Annotated in this window: 13 protein-coding genes and 4 pseudogenes; 12 read left to right on the top strand and 5 right to left on the bottom strand. The window is 70.7% G+C overall.

Going from position 1 to position 14,507, the window contains the following annotated elements:
* Positions 1-8: 8 nt before the first annotated feature.
* From idi to BCY76_RS07435, 9 genes and pseudogenes are all read left to right on the top strand, one after another.
* On the top strand, positions 9-578 hold the full coding sequence (gene idi, locus BCY76_RS07475; RefSeq protein WP_070161005.1) for an isopentenyl-diphosphate Delta-isomerase: 570 nt from the start codon (positions 9-11) through the stop codon (positions 576-578).
* On the top strand, positions 575-1,468 hold the full coding sequence (locus BCY76_RS07470) for a phytoene/squalene synthase family protein (protein ID WP_070161007.1): 894 nt from the start codon (positions 575-577) through the stop codon (positions 1,466-1,468). Before idi ends, BCY76_RS07470 begins: the two co-directional genes overlap by 4 nt.
* Positions 1,465-3,044: pseudogene (crtI, locus tag BCY76_RS07465) on the top strand (phytoene desaturase family protein). The gene BCY76_RS07470 and the pseudogene crtI overlap by 4 nt, the downstream one beginning before the upstream one ends.
* Positions 3,037-3,375, top strand: coding sequence for a lycopene cyclase domain-containing protein (locus BCY76_RS07460; protein WP_237090032.1), 339 nt, complete (start codon positions 3,037-3,039; stop codon positions 3,373-3,375). The pseudogene crtI and the gene BCY76_RS07460 overlap by 8 nt, the downstream one beginning before the upstream one ends.
* Positions 3,372-3,725: a lycopene cyclase domain-containing protein gene (locus tag BCY76_RS07455; RefSeq protein WP_070161009.1), complete on the top strand. Its 354-nt coding sequence runs from the start codon at positions 3,372-3,374 to the stop codon at positions 3,723-3,725. Before BCY76_RS07460 ends, BCY76_RS07455 begins: the two co-directional genes overlap by 4 nt.
* Positions 3,722-4,570, top strand: a complete 849-nt coding sequence (locus tag BCY76_RS07450) for a prenyltransferase (protein WP_070161011.1) — start codon at positions 3,722-3,724, stop codon at positions 4,568-4,570. Before BCY76_RS07455 ends, BCY76_RS07450 begins: the two co-directional genes overlap by 4 nt.
* Positions 4,571-4,640: 70 nt before the next feature.
* A pseudogene (locus BCY76_RS07445) lies at positions 4,641-5,868 on the top strand (ferrochelatase).
* Between the two features lie 2 nt (positions 5,869-5,870).
* Positions 5,871-6,335 carry a pyrimidine dimer DNA glycosylase/endonuclease V gene (locus tag BCY76_RS07440; RefSeq protein ID WP_070161013.1) on the top strand — a complete coding sequence of 155 codons (465 nt, stop codon included), beginning with the start codon at positions 5,871-5,873 and terminating at the stop codon, positions 6,333-6,335.
* A gap of 68 nt (positions 6,336-6,403) precedes the next feature.
* Complete coding sequence (locus BCY76_RS07435; RefSeq protein WP_070161015.1) at positions 6,404-7,246, top strand: hypothetical protein; 843 nt, start codon at positions 6,404-6,406, stop codon at positions 7,244-7,246.
* On the opposite strand, the gene BCY76_RS07430 is transcribed toward BCY76_RS07435, so the two are convergent.
* The 4 genes and pseudogenes from BCY76_RS07430 to BCY76_RS20685 all read right to left on the bottom strand — a co-directional run.
* Positions 7,228-8,484: an MFS transporter gene (locus tag BCY76_RS07430; RefSeq protein ID WP_170922626.1), complete on the bottom strand. Its 1,257-nt coding sequence runs from the start codon at positions 8,482-8,484 to the stop codon at positions 7,228-7,230. The genes BCY76_RS07435 and BCY76_RS07430 overlap by 19 nt on opposite strands.
* A 110-nt stretch (positions 8,485-8,594) precedes the next feature.
* Positions 8,595-9,962 carry a DUF3100 domain-containing protein gene (locus tag BCY76_RS07425; protein WP_085437449.1) on the bottom strand — a complete coding sequence of 456 codons (1,368 nt, stop codon included), beginning with the start codon at positions 9,960-9,962 and terminating at the stop codon, positions 8,595-8,597.
* Between the two features lie 46 nt (positions 9,963-10,008).
* Positions 10,009-10,599, bottom strand: a pseudogene (locus BCY76_RS18540) (M20 family peptidase); the annotation flags it as partial.
* Between the two features lie 167 nt (positions 10,600-10,766).
* Positions 10,767-11,150: pseudogene (locus BCY76_RS20685) on the bottom strand (amidohydrolase); the annotation flags it as partial.
* Between the two features lie 71 nt (positions 11,151-11,221).
* On the opposite strand from BCY76_RS20685, the gene BCY76_RS07410 reads away from it, so the two are divergent.
* On the top strand, positions 11,222-12,277 hold the full coding sequence (locus BCY76_RS07410) for an Lrp/AsnC family transcriptional regulator (RefSeq protein WP_170922625.1): 1,056 nt from the start codon (positions 11,222-11,224) through the stop codon (positions 12,275-12,277).
* A 51-nt stretch (positions 12,278-12,328) separates the two neighbouring features.
* Here the strand turns inward: BCY76_RS07410 and BCY76_RS07405 are convergent, their stop codons facing one another.
* On the bottom strand, positions 12,329-13,192 hold the full coding sequence (locus BCY76_RS07405; protein WP_070158835.1) for a DMT family transporter: 864 nt from the start codon (positions 13,190-13,192) through the stop codon (positions 12,329-12,331).
* 268 nt (positions 13,193-13,460) lie between these two features.
* On the opposite strand from BCY76_RS07405, the gene BCY76_RS07400 reads away from it, so the two are divergent.
* Positions 13,461-14,249, top strand: a complete 789-nt coding sequence (locus BCY76_RS07400) for a CPBP family intramembrane glutamic endopeptidase (RefSeq protein ID WP_070158836.1) — start codon at positions 13,461-13,463, stop codon at positions 14,247-14,249.
* Between the two features lie 69 nt (positions 14,250-14,318).
* Positions 14,319-14,507, top strand: a 189-nt coding sequence (locus BCY76_RS20680) for a transposase (protein ID WP_139827673.1), incomplete at its 3' end; no start/stop codon positions are given.

Raw genomic sequence — 14,507 nt, 5'->3', positions numbered from 1 at the left:
GGTGGCGTATGGATGACCGTCTATCGGAGCACGTCGTGCTCGTCGCGCCTGACGGGCGGCCCCTGGGCACGGCTCTGAAGAGCGCAGTGCATACGGCGCACACGCCGCTGCACAGGGGCTTCTCCTGCCATCTCACGAATCCTCTCGGTCAGGTGCTGGTCACACGACGGTCGCTGACCAAACGTACCTGGCCCGGAGTGTGGACCAACTCCTTCTGCGGCCACCCCGCCCCGGGGGAGAGCCTGGAGGAGGCCGTGGTGCGCCACGCCCGTCACGAGCTGACCATCGAGGTGACGGACGTGACGCCGGTGCTGCCCGACTTCTCCTATCGTGCCGTGGACGCCTCCGGTGTGGTGGAGCACGAGATCTGCCCCGTCGTCACAGCCGCCCTGGACGGAGACCCGGTGCCGAATCCGGACGAGGTCCTCGACTGGAGATGGACCTCCACCGATCGGCTGCGCGCCGCCGTCGACGCCGCGCCGTGGGCCTTCAGCCCGTGGTTGGTCCTGCAGGTGCCTGCGATGGCGCTCTATGGGGGAGCTGGCGAGTCCCCGCACACCCCAGAGGGCTCTCCATGAGCGCAGACTCCGGGCTGAGCGGACTGACCCTGTACACGCAGGCGGCGCAGAGCGCGGCCTCGCGTGTCATCGACGAGTACTCCACGTCCTTCGGCACTGCGACACGACTGTTGCCGCCCGGCACCCGTGCCGCCATCCGCAGCATCTACTCGCTGGTCCGCGTGGCCGATGAGATCGTCGACGGCACCGCCGAAGAAGCCGGGCTCGACGCCGACAGCAGACGCGAGGTGCTCGACACCCTGGAAACCGAGACGATCTCCGCCATGGGCACCGGCTTCAGCAGCAACCTCATCGTGCACGCCTTCGCCTCCGCGGCCCGTGCAGCCGACGTCGAGAAGGCCCTGGTGCAGGCCTTCTTCCGGTCCATGCGCCGCGACCTGGAGCCGGTCCACTCGCTCAGCGAGGAGCAGTACCGGCGCTATGTCCACGGCTCGGCGGAAGCGGTCGGCCTCATGTGCCTGCGGGTCTTCCTGCAGGACACCGCCCCGACCACGGATCAGATGGCCCAGCTTGAGACAGGTGCGGCCCGGCTGGGTGCCGCCTTCCAGAAGATCAACTTCCTCCGAGATCTGCACGAGGACGCCGAACAGCTCGGCAGGGCCTACTTCCCCGGCGCCGTGCCGGGTGAGCTCAGCGAGGCCCGCAAGATCGAGATCCTGGCAGACATCGAGGCCGACCTCGGGGCGGCCCGTCGCGCGATCCCCCTGCTGCCCCCAGGGGCGCGTCGTGCCACCGATCTTGCCACGCGGCTCTTCGAAGAGGTCTCCGCCCGGCTTCGGCACACATCCGTGGCTGAGCTGCAGCGGCGGCGGGTCTCCGTGCCGCGGCGAGTCAGGATGCAGCTGCTTCTGCAGGCCCTGCTCCCGGTGGTGCGGGGAGGACGCAGGTGAGCCCGGCCCGCGGCCAGCGGGGTTCGCGGACGCGCACCGCCGTCGTCATCGGCGGAGGATTCGCCGGTCTGGCCACCGCAGCCCTGGTGGCGCGCGACGGTCTGGACGTGACGCTGGTCGAGGCGCATGCCGAGCTCGGAGGACGAGCCGGGCAATGGCATCACGAGGGCTTCCGCTTCGAGACCGGCCCCTCGTGGTTTCTGATGCCCGAGATCTTCGACCGATTCTTCGCGCAGCTGGGGACCTCCACCGCGGAGCAGCTCGAACTGCTCCCGTTGGACCCCGCGTACAGGGTCTTCTTCGAGGACGACCCGAATCCCTTCGACCTGCCGGCCGATGACTCGCTGCAGGCGCTGCAGGCCTTGGAAACGACTCCTGGACGTCTGCCCGAGTACCTGAGCTCGGCCGCACGGACCAGTCACCTGGCCACGGAGCGCCTGCTCTACTCCAGCTACCAGCGTCCCTCAGACTTCCTGGACCCGGCGTTGCTCGGCCGGCTGCCGACTCTGCTGCGGATGCTCACCGAGCCGCTCGAGTCGTTCATCGCCCGTCATACCGACGACCTCCGGGTGCGACAGATCCTGGGCTACCCCGCGGTGTTCCTCGGAACCTCGCCGCGCTCCGCACCGAGCCTCTACCACCTGATGAGCCATCTCGACATCAACCAGCAGGTGCTGCACCCCCGTGGCGGGTTCAGCGCGGTGGTGCGAGCGGTGGCGAGTCTCGCCGAGGGCGAGGGGGCCCGGCTGCGGACCGGTTGCCGGGCGCGGCGCATCACGGCCTCCCGGGGGCGTGTCACGGGAGTCCACATCGGCCGATCCGACGGGCGGCATGAATTCCTCCCCGCGGACGTCGTGGTCTCCACGGCCGACATGCATCACACCGAGACCGCCCTGCTGCCTCCGGAGCACCGCACCCGGTCGGCCAGGTCCTGGCGACACCGGGATCCGGGGCCGGGAGCGGTGCTGGCCCTGCTCGGTGTGCGGGGCGCCCTGCCCGAGCTGGCCCATCACTCGTTGTTCTTCACCCGGGACTGGCAGAAGGGGTTCGACGAGATCTCCGGTGCACGACCGGCGGGAGGGCCGCCGCGTTCGCTCTACGTGTGCCGCCCCAGCGCCACCGACGACGTCGCTCCGCCCGGCCACGAGAACCTCTTCGTGCTGGTGCCCACGCGGGCAGACCCGGCCCTGGGCGCCGGAGGCGTCGACGGTGCCGGAGACCTTCCCGTGGAGCAGATGGTCGATGAGTCCATCCGGCAGATCGCGGACTGGGCCGGAATCGACGACCTCGCCTCCCGCATCGTGGTGCGACGCTCCATCGGACCGGCGGACTTCGTGCGCGACTTCGGAGCCTGGCGCGGCGGAGCGCTGGGTCCCGCCCACACGCTGCGGCAGAGCGCCTTCCTCCGGGGCCCGTCCGCTCTCGGAGGTTGAAGGGCCTCTTCTACGGAGGAGCGACGACCATGCCTGGCATCGGCGTGCCGATGTGCCTGATCAGCGCTGAGCTCGTGCGCAGCTCCCTGCGGGGTGGGCGCCCGGCTCGCCCGGAGGCGCTCACCGGGGGTGTCCATGCCTGAGACGCTGATGAGCATGGCCTACCTGATCGCTCTGCTGGTCTCCTGGGGCTGCATACTCCTGGTGGATGCCCGCTTCAGGCTCTTCCTCTTTCGGAGCCCCCTGCGGGCCGGAGCCGTGCTGGCTCTCGGAACGGTGTTCTTCCTGGCCTGGGACCTGGCCGGGATCGCCCTGGGCGTGTTCCTCCACGGGCCCGCCCCCTTCATGACCGGCGTCATGCTGGCTCCCGAGCTGCCACTGGAGGAGCTCATCTTTCTGCTGTTCCTGTGCCACCTGGCCATGGTGGTCACCCTGGGGTCTCAGCAGCTGCTGACCGGGAGGGGGCGCGCATGACCGAGTGGACGTATCTTCTGCTGTGCCTGGTGTTCCTGGGGGTCGCCGTCGCGGTTGCGTCAGCGGCCGCCGGAGTGCGGTCCCGGCGGGGGCGCCCTGCGGCCGACGGCACGGGTCGGCTCATGCCGGCGGCCGCGCTCGGCGGACTCGTGCTGGTGCTGCTGACGGCGGTCTTCGACAACCTCATGATCGCTGTCGGGCTGTTCAGCTATGCGGAGGAGAGCATCTCTGGACTGCGCCTCGGGCTGGCGCCGATCGAAGACTTCGCCTATCCGGTGGCCGCCGTGATCCTGCTGCCTGCGCTCTGGACCCTGCTGGGGCCGCGCCGTACCCAGAGGGAGGCCGCATGACAGCCGACCTGCTGCGCGCCTCCCGCCCGCTGAGCTGGATCAACACGGCATACCCCTTCGCCGCGGCGTGGCTGCTCGCCGGCGGAGGCCTCGATCCCGCGCTGATCATCGGCACGGTGTTCTTCCTGGTCCCGTACAACCTCGCGCTCTACGGCATCAACGACGTCTACGACCACGCCTCAGATCTGGCCAATCCGCGCAAGGGCGGAGCGGAGGGGGCCCTGCTGGACGTCCGCCGCCATCGGCCCCTGCTGGTGATCAGTGCGGCACTGGTGCTGCCGTTCGTCGTCGTGCTGGTGATCCTGGGCGGCCCCAGCTCCTGGATGGTGCTGGGCGTGAGTCTGGTGGCGCTGGTGGCGTACTCGGCTCCGCCGCTGCGCACCAAAGAGGTCCCGGTGCTCGACTCGCTGACCTCCAGCCTGCACTTCGTCACGCCAGCCGCCTACGGGCTTGCGCTGGCCGGTGCGGACATCGACGCCGTGGTGGTGTGCGCTCTGGGGGCCTTCCTGCTCTGGGGGATGGCCAGCCACGCCTTCGGTGCGGTCCAGGACATCGGGCCGGACCGGGCCGCGGGCATCAGTTCGATCGGTACGGTCTTCGGCGCCCGTCGGACGGTCAGGTTCGCCCTGGCGCTCTGGGCCGCCGCCGGAGTGATCGTCATCGGGACGGGATGGCCCGGGGCGCTCGCCGGGCTGCTGGTGCTGCCCTACATCGCCCTGGCCCTGCCCTACCGGTCGATCGGCGACGCCGAGGCTGCCCAGGCGCATCGGGGGTGGCGGCATTTCCTCCGGCTGAACTATGCCGTCGGAGCCGCACTGACCATCCTGCTCATCCAGGCCACATGACCGCCACATCTACTCCATCAGCATGACACGTCCTGAGACGTCTGAGACATCCGAGAGAAGGAGCATCATCATGTCTGACACGCCCGCGAAGTCCCCGCAGCCGGTGGAGACCTCGTCTGCCGCGATCCGTCCCGGGGAGGTCCCCTTCGCCACCGACGCCTCGGCGGACGGGGCACCGCATGTGACCGCCGCCCAGGACTACGACGCCGTCCTGCTCGCCGGATTCGGCGGCCCAGAAGGCCAGGAGGACGTCATCCCGTTCCTGCGCAACGTGACCCGCGGACGGGGCATCCCGGATGAGCGGCTGGAGGAGGTGGCCACGCACTACCGGCATTTCGGCGGGGTGAGCCCCATCAATGAGCACAACCGCCAGCTGCGCCAGGCCATCGAGGAGGAGATGCGTGCTCGCGGCCTGCCGCTGCCCGTCTACTGGGGAAACCGCAACTGGGCGCCGTACCTGGAGGACACGGTGACCCAGGCCGCCGAGGCCGGCCACACCCGTCTGTTGGCGGTGGCCACCAGTGCCTACAGCTCCTACTCCTCCTGCCGCCAGTACCGGGAGGACTTCGCCCGTGCCGTGCTGGAGACGGGCTTGGCCGGCGTCGTGCGCATCGACAAGGTGCGGCAGTTCTTCGACGTGCCCGGCTTCGTCCAGCCCTTCGCCGAGGGCGTGGCCGAGGCCGTCCGTGGCTTCGCCGCCGAAGGTCTCACCGGCGGGCAGGTCCGGGTGCTGTTCGCCACCCACTCCATCCCCACCGCCGACGCGGAGCGCTCCGGACCCCGCGAGCTGGGGCTGGGAGACGGCGGCGCCTACGCCGCCCAGCACCGTGCCGTGGGCCGGCAGATCATGGAGCAGCTGCGCGAGGAGGGAGCCGCGGAGGAGACCACCGCCTGGGAGCTGGTGTACCAGTCGCGCTCCGGCCCGCCCTCGCAGCCGTGGCTGGAGCCGGATGTCTGCGACCGGATCGCCGAGCTTCCGGGGGAGGGCGTGCAGGCCGTCATCGTGGTCCCGCTGGGCTTCCTCAGCGACCACATGGAGGTCCTATGGGACCTGGACGAGGAAGCTATGGAGCCGCCGAGCAGGCCGGTCTTCGTGCTGTGCGCACTCCTACCCCGGGGGTGCATGGAGCCTTCGTGGCCAGCCTGGTGGACCTGCTCGAGGAACGCATCCACGCTGTCCCGGCCGCGGACCGACCGCATGTCACCGATCTCGGGCCTGGTACGACGTCTGCCGCCCTGAATGCTGCGAGAACGTCCGCCGGGGGTTCAGCCCCGCCGCGGCCGGGGTGGCGCCGTAGTCATGCGGCTTTGGTCATTGCATCCCCGCCTGCTGGACCGGCAGGGTCTCATCGCCTGCTGGCGGGAGGCCCTGCTGGCCCAGGCCGTGCTGCTCGGGCGGACCCGCGGCTACACCCGCCATCCTCAGCTGGAACGCTTCCGTTCTCAGGAGGACCCGCAGGCGGCCATCGCCGCCTACCTCACCGGTCTCCACCAGGAGGCCGGGGTGCGCGGATACCGGTTCGATGTCGACCGCATCGACCTCCCAGCGGCGGGCTCCGCCGAGCGCGTGACGACGCCGATCCCCGTGACCTCCGGGCAGCTCGCCTTCGAAGCCGACCACCTCCGGGCCAAACTGGCTCGCCGCTCCCCGGAGCTGCTGGCCGAGTGGGCGGCGACGTGCCCAGACGGAGACGGGTCACCGTGGCCGGTGCATCCACTGTTCACCGAGGTGCCGGGCGGCGTGGAGGATTGGGAGCGCCCCTGACGGCGTGGTCGGCCCCACTCGACGGGGTGCGGACGGAGGGGCGTCAGAAGCGCCAGTATTGTGGTGTCATGCGGATCGATCACGGGCCGGAGCACGGCACACTCACCTTGCGCAGCAGCACCAAGGGATTCGGCGCCTGGCTGGGCCTGGCCATTGGAGTGTTCGGGGCGAGCATCGGCACCGCCGTCATCGGAATGGCGCTGGCCGGTGGGGCGTTGGCGGAGATCGGCCACCTGGCGTGGTTGTTCCTGCTCCACCCGATGATCTTCCTGACCGTGGGATTCGGCATCTTCGGTGCGAGCAAGAAGGTCTCGGCCACGCTGCGCCCGTATGGGGAGTCTGAGGCACATTTCCGCCGCTGGTACGGGATCCAGCGGCGCGACGACACGTTCACCGCCCACCAGGTGCGAGTGGTCCGGCTCCACACCGAGGTCCGCATCAGTCGCAGCAGGAACGGCAGTCGGCGCGACCTGGTCACCTTCATGAGCCTGGGCCTGCAGGACGGCGGGGAGATCCTGATCGGCGTCAATCGGCGCGGCAGCTTCTTCCAGCGTGAGCAGGCGCTCGTGGAGGAGGCCGGGCGGGTCGCCGAGTTCCTGGGTGTGCCTGTGGAGCGCAGCGGCCACGGCGCACCCCAGGGCTGGGGGCCCGACGTCGGATGGAACTCCGGCCAGTCGGGGCATCCCGGCCAGCGCGCTCGGTACGGCTACCACAGTGGGTCAGACCAGCCGGACCAGTCCGGCTGGTCCCAGGCGCAGCGGCAGGGCTGGTACAGGTCAGGCCAGGGACAGGACCAGCAGCAGACGCAGCAGCACGGTCAGCAGCACGGTCAGCAGCACGGTTGGCAGGGCCACCAGGACCCGCCGCAGACGCCCGAGGGGTATCACGACCCCTACGATCTCGGGCGCTGAACCGGCCTCGCCCAGAGGTTCAGCCGTTCAGCTGCGCCGTCGCAGATGCGCAGCTGATCAGCTCCGGAGACCAGCAGCACAGCGGCCCCGAGCCAGACGGCGGCCGCCGGGCCCACCGGCCCGGCCAGAGCTCCGGCGGCGGCCGGCATGGCGACCTGGCCCAGCCGGTTGCCGATCAGTCGCAGGGCGAGGGCCGGGGCGCTCCAACCTTCGGGGACGGCGGCGGTGACCATCGTCATCGTCAGCGGCTGACCGAGCCCCAGGAAGAATCCGCCCACCGCCATCAGGGCGCCGGCCATGGCGACGGTCCCGGTGGTGAAGGGCATGGCGGCGAAGCTGATGGCGGAGAGCAGCAGGGACAGCACCAGCAGCACCTCCCGAGAGATCCGGCGCACCAGTCCGCCCAGCAGGATCCGCGAGGCCAGGGAGCCCAGCCCGCGCAGGGCCAGGAGCAGCCCCACCTCCGACGGGCTCAGCCCGGCCTGCTGGCCCAGCAGGGGAAGGAACGCCACCAGCACGTCGGTCAGCGCGAGCAGTCCGGCGGAAGCGGCGATATGCGAGCCCACCCTCGGGGTGCGCAGGATCGCCCGCGTGGAGGCCTTCGGCTCGCCGTCGCGGGCTGAGGCGGCCACGCCCGTCGCCGGGGCGCCGTGTGCGTGGCGGCGCATCCGCCACAGCGCGAGGAACAGCAGCAGGGCTCCTGGCAGGGCCGCCGCACCTCCGGCGAGGATCGACAGGTCGATGCCGGTCCCCACGTCCTCGGGCGCACTGATGATCCATCCGGCCACGGGCGGCCCCAGCATCTGACCGGCGGAGACGGCGGCGGTGAACCAGCCGAAGGCTGCATCGCGCTTCGCCGGATCGGCCGCGCGGGTCACCCCGCTCTGCCCGCCGATGGCGAAGACCAGCTGCCCCAGGCCCAGCGCGGCGCTTCCGAGGACCACACCCCACACCGCCGAGGAGAAGGCGATCGCCGCCGCTCCGGCGGCCATCACGCACAGGCCCCCGCCGATCAGGCCGGCCACGGTGCCCATGCGTTGGATGAGGCGCCCGACAGGCATCGCGATCACCAGGGGGACGATGGCGTAGGAGGCCGCTACGAGTCCGACGACGGCGGCGTCACCGCCGAGGGCGTCCACCTTGTACGTGGTGGCCGGGCGGATCATGTTGACCGAGAACTGGCCCAGCATCGAGGTCAGGACCAGCAGCAGAAGCCACAGACGGGAGGAGGGACGCACGGGACCCATCATCGCCCATCGGCGGCGTCGTCGATGCGCCCGCGGACGTCATCTCACCATCTGGCCACCACCTGTCGCCCGCTCCGTTCCCGCCGGTCGGGCCGTCCGACTCAGCCGACCCCCAGCACCCCCTGAGCGATGAGCACCGAGGCCAGGAAGGTCGCGGTGAACACCGCCAGCCCCACAGGCACGATCTTCCAGCCCACGGAGCGTAGGATCCGTGCGTCGCGCCCCAGGCCCAGCCCGGCCAGCACCAGCACCGAGGTGGTCATCGGGAGGAAGGCCACCGGCTCCACCAGCGCCAGCACCGTGTCCGCCACGGGGGACCACGGCGTGGAGGCAGCCATGGCGAGGGTCATCGCCGTCACGATCGCGGAGATGCGCAGGAAGCGGCGGGCCAGCAGGCCCAGCACCACGAAGACCACGATCAGGCCCATCCCCGGCAGCGCCGAGAGGGTGACCGCGCCGTCGTGGGCCCAGAGGGCGGCGATCGTCAGCACGGTGGACAGGGCCAGCAGGGCGGCAGGGTGGACCCGCTGCACCGGCGCCTCCACCTTCTGCGCAGACACTTCGACGCCGCTGAGGAACTCCTCGGCCTGCTCGCCCTCGTCAGCACGACGGCGGCGAGTCAGGAGCCGGTAGAACCGGTCGGCCAGGGGAAGGGCCACATAGACGCCGATGTAGAGGCCGAGCGCGGAGCTGAGCAGGTTGCTCATCGCTGCGAGCGCGAGGATCTCGCCCTCCATGCCGGGGAACTGGGCGACCACGGCGTTGGAGGCGGCGGCCATCATGGACCCTGATCCCACGCCGGAGCCCATGGCCAGGGCGAGCGGATTGAACCACCCGGTGCCGGCCAGCATGGAGGCCAGCAGGCCGATCCAGAGGGCACCGAAGACGGTGCCGAAGATGTAGATGGCCAGCACGCCGCGGATCTCGCGGGACTCGGTCCCGTAGCGCTCGCCCACCATGGCGAAGGAGCCTTCACGGCCGATGGAGAACGTGGCACCCACCGAGGCGCGGCGCATGCCCAGGAGGACTGCCAGGGGCATGGCGATCAGGATCGTGGCCAGGTTGCCGATCTCCTGCAGGACCAGCGCGGGCCCCACCTGGACGAGCAGATCGAGGTTCTCTCCGACCATGAAGGCCAGGCGGGTGGTCAGCAGCAGCACGCCGATCTGCATGGCCACCGAGGCGATCCTCTGAGCGCCCTCCGGAAAGGGCCGCACCTTCTGCAGGCTGACCGTGGCACCCAGCAGCAGCCCCCAGATCAGTGGCAGCAGGGTGAGCGTGCCGATGCCCACGCCGACCTCCTGGGCGCCGATCAGCTCCGCCAGCACGGTCAGCAGCGCACCGACCAGCAGCAGGGGGATCCACAGGCGCGCACGGGAGCGCATCGAGGGCTTCTCAGAGGGCTTCTCGGAGGACTTCTTCGGGTGCTTCTCCGGGGGCGTCACGGAGCGGGGAGCGCGGGACCTCATGCCGGCACCCCCTCGGTGAACGGGGCCCGGGCCCTTTGCTCGGCGATCAGCTCGGCCCGCAGGTCCGCGTCGGAGGCCGCCTCGATGATGGTCTGGGCCATGGCGATGGCGCCGTCACGGCCGCGGCGTCGCCTCCGGGGGAGACGGCGTCGTCGGCGAAGCCACGAGTGTGGGGCGGTGCGCCGCTGCCGTCGACATCGATCATCGGGTGGATGGCGGGCACATGCTGGGAGACGTTGCCCATATCCGTGGAGCCACCGGTCAGTCCGCCGGTGTCCGCGAGGCGGCGCCCCAGTGCCCGCACCGCGTCACGGTAGGGTCCAGCCAGCCGGGGGTCCTGGCGCAGCGGGGCATAGAGGGGCTCGGTCTCCTCCACCTGCATCTGGCAGCCGGTGGCCAGAGCGCCGGCCGAGAAGCAGTCCTCCACACGTCGACGCAGGCTGTGCAGCGCCTCGAGGTCGAAGTCGCGGACCTCGACGTCCACCACGGTGCGCTCCGGAATGATGTTGGTGGCCTGGCCGCCGTCGCGGACGAACAGGCCGATCCGGGAGGAGGCGGGGACCTGCTGGCGCAGCAGCCCCACCGCCACCTGGGCGACGACGGCAGCGTCGGCGGCGTTGACGCCGTCGGTGGGGGCCGCCGCCGCGTGGGCGGCACGCCCGGTGAAGGTGACGGCGAAGCGCGCGACCCCCTGGGAGGCGTCTCCACCGGATCGGCGTCGACGGTGCCGGGATGGACCATCAGGGCCACGGTGTGGTGGTCAAAGCAGCCCCGCTCCAGCATGAGGACCTTGCCGCCGCCGTGCTCCTCCGCGGGGGTGCCGACGACCTCCACGGTGAGACCGAGCTCGTCCGCGACGGCGGCCAGTCCGATGGCGGCGCCGACGGCGGCGGTGGCGATGACGTTGTGCCCGCAGGCGTGGCCGATCTCGGGCAACGCGTCATACTCGGCGCAGATCCCGACGACAAAGTCGCCGGTGCCGTACCGGGCGGTGAAGGCGGTGGGCAGGTCCGCCACCGGTGCGGTGATGGCGAATCCGGCGTCGGCGAGCTCGTCGCGCAGCCGGGCGGCGCTGCGGTGCTCCTCGAAGGAGGTCTCGGCCAGGCCGTGGATGTCATGGCTGAGACGGGTCAGGCGCTCGCGGATCTGCAGCACGGACTGGGTGGCGCGGTGGTGGGGTGAGGGCATCGGAGGACCTCTCGATAGTGGTGATCCTGGTCACAGCCACGGTAGGATCGTGCGGCATCAGGAGGTTTCAGGTGCAGGATTCCGTCAGTGATGTCCCGGATGTTCAGGATCCGATCAGGCTGCAGGAGAATGATCTTCGTCTGATTCAGGCGCTGCAGATCAGTCCGCGGGCCGGATGGAGCGAGCTCGGCCGTGCCCTCGGCGCGGCCCCGACCACAGTGGCCCGGCGCTGGGAGCGGCTGGAGTCCTCCGGTGCCGCCTGGGTCTCCTGCCAGCCGCTGCATGGGCGGGACTCCGCCATCGCCGTGCTGGAGGTCGTCTGCCGCGCCGGCGACATCCTGCAGGCGGCCCGCACCTTGGCCGAGGATGCGGCGGCCATGACGATCGACGTCACCGCCGGCGGCCGGGACCTGCTCATCACCGTCACCTGCCCGGACCAGCTGGCGCTCGGCCGCTACCTGCTCGAACGGGTGGCGCAGATCCCCGAGGTCGAATCCGTGCGCAGCCATGTGGTCACCCGGGTGTACCTGGATGCCAGCCGGTGGAGGCTGCGCAGCCTCACGTCGCGGGAGGAGAGCCGGATCTCCAGCGCACCGCGTCCCCCCGGTTCGACCTCCGCTCCGACCATGGACGCTCTGGAGCGCAAGCTCGTGGAGAAGCTCTCCGTGGACGGCCGACGCTCCGTCCAGCGCCTGGCCGAGGACCTCGACGTCTCCGAGAGCACCGTGCGACGCCGCCTGCGCAGTCTGACCGACGCCGGGGCGCTGCGCCTGCGCTGCGAGGTCGCCCGGGGGCTCACCGAGTGGCATGTCCTCGAGTGGTTCTTCCTGCGGGTGCCGCCCGCCCACATCGACGAGGCCGGTCAGGTGCTCGCCGGCATCCCGGAGCTGCGCGCCGTGCTGTCCACCACCGGGCCCGCCAATGTCATCGTCGCCGCCTGGCTGCGCACCGTGGCCGACGGTCAGCGCCTCGAGAGGCGCCTGACCCAGCTGCTGCCCTGGATGGAGGTCATCGACCGCAGCGTGGTGCTGCGCCCGGTCAAGCTGGTGGGCCGGCTGCTGGACGCCCGAGGCCTCGCCGTCGGGACCGTGCCGCTGCGGGGCGACGGCGGCCGACACGGGTGGTGAGCGCCGTGCGGCCCCGCCCCGACGCCGTGTCCGGCCGGCGTGACGGTCCTGTCACCCGGAGACGACCAGCCCGATCCCGGCACAGACGACGGCGGCTCCCAGGGTTCGCCTCACGGGGTCCGGCTCCTTGAACAGCCACCAGGCCAGCAGCGCCCCGATCACGATGGAGGACTCCCGCACCGGGGCGACCAGCGCGACCGGCGTCGTCGTCATCGCATAGAGCACCAGGATGTAGGCCAGCGGGGAGAGTACGGCCACGACGATCACCGGACGGCGGTCTGTGCGCCAGGTGGGACGGATCAGGCTGCGCCGGCGCAGCACCCAGGGGAGCATCACGGCGGACTGCAGCACGCTGCTCAATGCGAAGTACAGGATGGGCTCCAGCCCCAGGGCGGTCACGGCGAAGCTGTCCCACAGGGTGTAGGCGGCGATGGCGGCACCGGTGGCACTGCCGTAGAGCAGGCCGGTCCGCAGGCGGTCGCCGCGGCGGAGCAGACGCCGGCCGGTGACGATCAGGATCCCGCCCACGACCACCGCGCCTCCGGTCAGGGCGGCGATGCCCGGGCGTTCGCCCAGCAGACCGACGGCGACCACCATGGTCAGCACCGGTCCCACTCCACGGGCCACCGGATAGACCACACCCAGATCGGCTCGGCGGTACCCGGTCTGCAGCAGTGTGGCGTAGCCGATGTGGATCACCGCGCTGACCAGGGCGGCGGCGACCAGCTCCCAGCCGTAGGCGGCACCGGTGCGCAGCATCTGGACCAGGCCCACCGGCAGGCAGAGCAGCCCGCCGAGCGTGAAGTAGCACCACACGAACACCGCGGTGTCCCCGCGGGCGGTCTTGGCCGCGAGGTTCCACACCGCGTGGAACACCGCCGCGGTGAGGATGAGCGCCAGGGCCCCGGTGCTCACTCTGGGGCCTCGAGCCCTGGGCCGTGGGGGTCCGTGCGCCTGGAATCGGTCGTCACAGTCGAGAGGCTACCTGAGGGTCCGGATCGATTCGGACGCAGCGCTCAGGCGCCGCCCGGGGGAGGGGACGGCGCGCTGCACACCGGACCACGCTCGTGACTTTCGGCACCTGCACGCGTCGAGGCCTCCGCCTAGCGTGAGCCTCATGAAAGAAGCAACGCAGGTCTCGACGATGCCGCCCCCTCGACTGTCTCTTCCCGCGAGGCTGAGCGTGACCGTGCTCGGCTGTCTGGCCATCTGGGTCTCCGTCACCCACCTGACGGCCCTGTGGTGGGGAGACGAGATGACGCTGGGCCGGCATGTGGCCAATGCGGTGGGCGTGCTGCTCCTGGCAGTGCCGATGGTCGTGGTCCTGCGTCGACTGATCGATAGGCGGCCGCTGGCCACCCTGGGCCTTCCGGGGTGGAGCACGGCTCTGACGGACCTGGTGCGCGGGATGCTCACTTGGGTGTTGCCGGCCGGGATCGGACTTGCCGCGGTGGTCCTGTTCGGCTGGGTGGAGATCCGTGTCGACGCGGCGCCGGGGGAGCTGCTGGGTGCTGTGCTGCTGCTGATCCTGCTGGTGTTCGTCTTCGAGGCGTTCCCTGAGGAGCTCATCTTCCGCGGGTACATCTACAGGAATCTGGCGGATGTGATGGCGCCCTGGGTGGCCGTCGTCGTGCAGGCTCTGCTGTTCTCCGCCTTCGGCACCGTCCTGTGGGTGATCACCGCCGGGTGGGGCGTGCTCCTCGAGCGGTCCGTCATGTTCTTCGCGATGGCCGTCGTGGTGGGGCTGCTGCGGGTGATGTCCGGTTCGATCTGGGGCCCGATCGGATTCCACCTGGCATTCCAGGTGACGATGCAGCTGGTCCTCTCCTCGCACTATGCGGCCATCGAGGTCGACGATGAGGCGATCTTCACGCTCGCCACGGCGGTCCTGGCGTTCTGTGCGGCGACGACGGTGGCGGCATTGCTCTGGCGCGGCCCCGTGAACTGGAGCACACCGGAGTGGGCGACATGAGCCCCGACGCTTCCTGAGCAGCCACACAGAGCGAAGGCGTCCACGGGGCTGGAAGGAGGGCCCTAGGGCGTGTTGCTAAAGGGTGGAGCGTCGGTCGTCGGCGAGTCTGTCCTTGTGGCACGCAGAGAGATATCTGACGAGACCTGGGCAGTGATCGGCCCGTTGTTCCCGGCGGCGAAGTCCACCGGAAGGCCGCCGGTGGATCCACGCACAGTCGTCGAGGCTGCCGCCTGGCGGTACAGGACCGGCTCACCTTGG

Origin of the sequence: Nesterenkonia sp. PF2B19 (genome assembly GCF_001758425.2) — a bacterium.
GTDB lineage: Bacteria > Actinomycetota > Actinomycetes > Actinomycetales > Micrococcaceae > Nesterenkonia > Nesterenkonia aethiopica.
This window is presented reverse-complemented; position numbering and strand designations above follow the sequence as displayed.

Excerpts from the sequence above, each read along its gene's own strand:
- BCY76_RS07425 (WP_085437449.1), bottom strand. The coding sequence starts at position 9,962 with ATGAGGTCCCGCGCTCCCCGCTCCGTGACGCCCCCGGAGAAGCACCCG.
- BCY76_RS07460 (WP_237090032.1), top strand. The coding sequence starts at position 3,037 with ATGCCTGAGACGCTGATGAGCATGGCCTACCTGATCGCTCTGCTGGTC.
- BCY76_RS07470 (WP_070161007.1), top strand. The coding sequence starts at position 575 with ATGAGCGCAGACTCCGGGCTGAGCGGACTGACCCTGTACACGCAGGCG.
- BCY76_RS07450 (WP_070161011.1), top strand. The coding sequence starts at position 3,722 with ATGACAGCCGACCTGCTGCGCGCCTCCCGCCCGCTGAGCTGGATCAAC.
- BCY76_RS07440 (WP_070161013.1), top strand. The coding sequence starts at position 5,871 with ATGCGGCTTTGGTCATTGCATCCCCGCCTGCTGGACCGGCAGGGTCTC.
- BCY76_RS07435 (WP_070161015.1), top strand. The coding sequence starts at position 6,404 with ATGCGGATCGATCACGGGCCGGAGCACGGCACACTCACCTTGCGCAGC.
- BCY76_RS07455 (WP_070161009.1), top strand. The coding sequence starts at position 3,372 with ATGACCGAGTGGACGTATCTTCTGCTGTGCCTGGTGTTCCTGGGGGTC.
- idi (WP_070161005.1), top strand. The coding sequence starts at position 9 with ATGGATGACCGTCTATCGGAGCACGTCGTGCTCGTCGCGCCTGACGGG.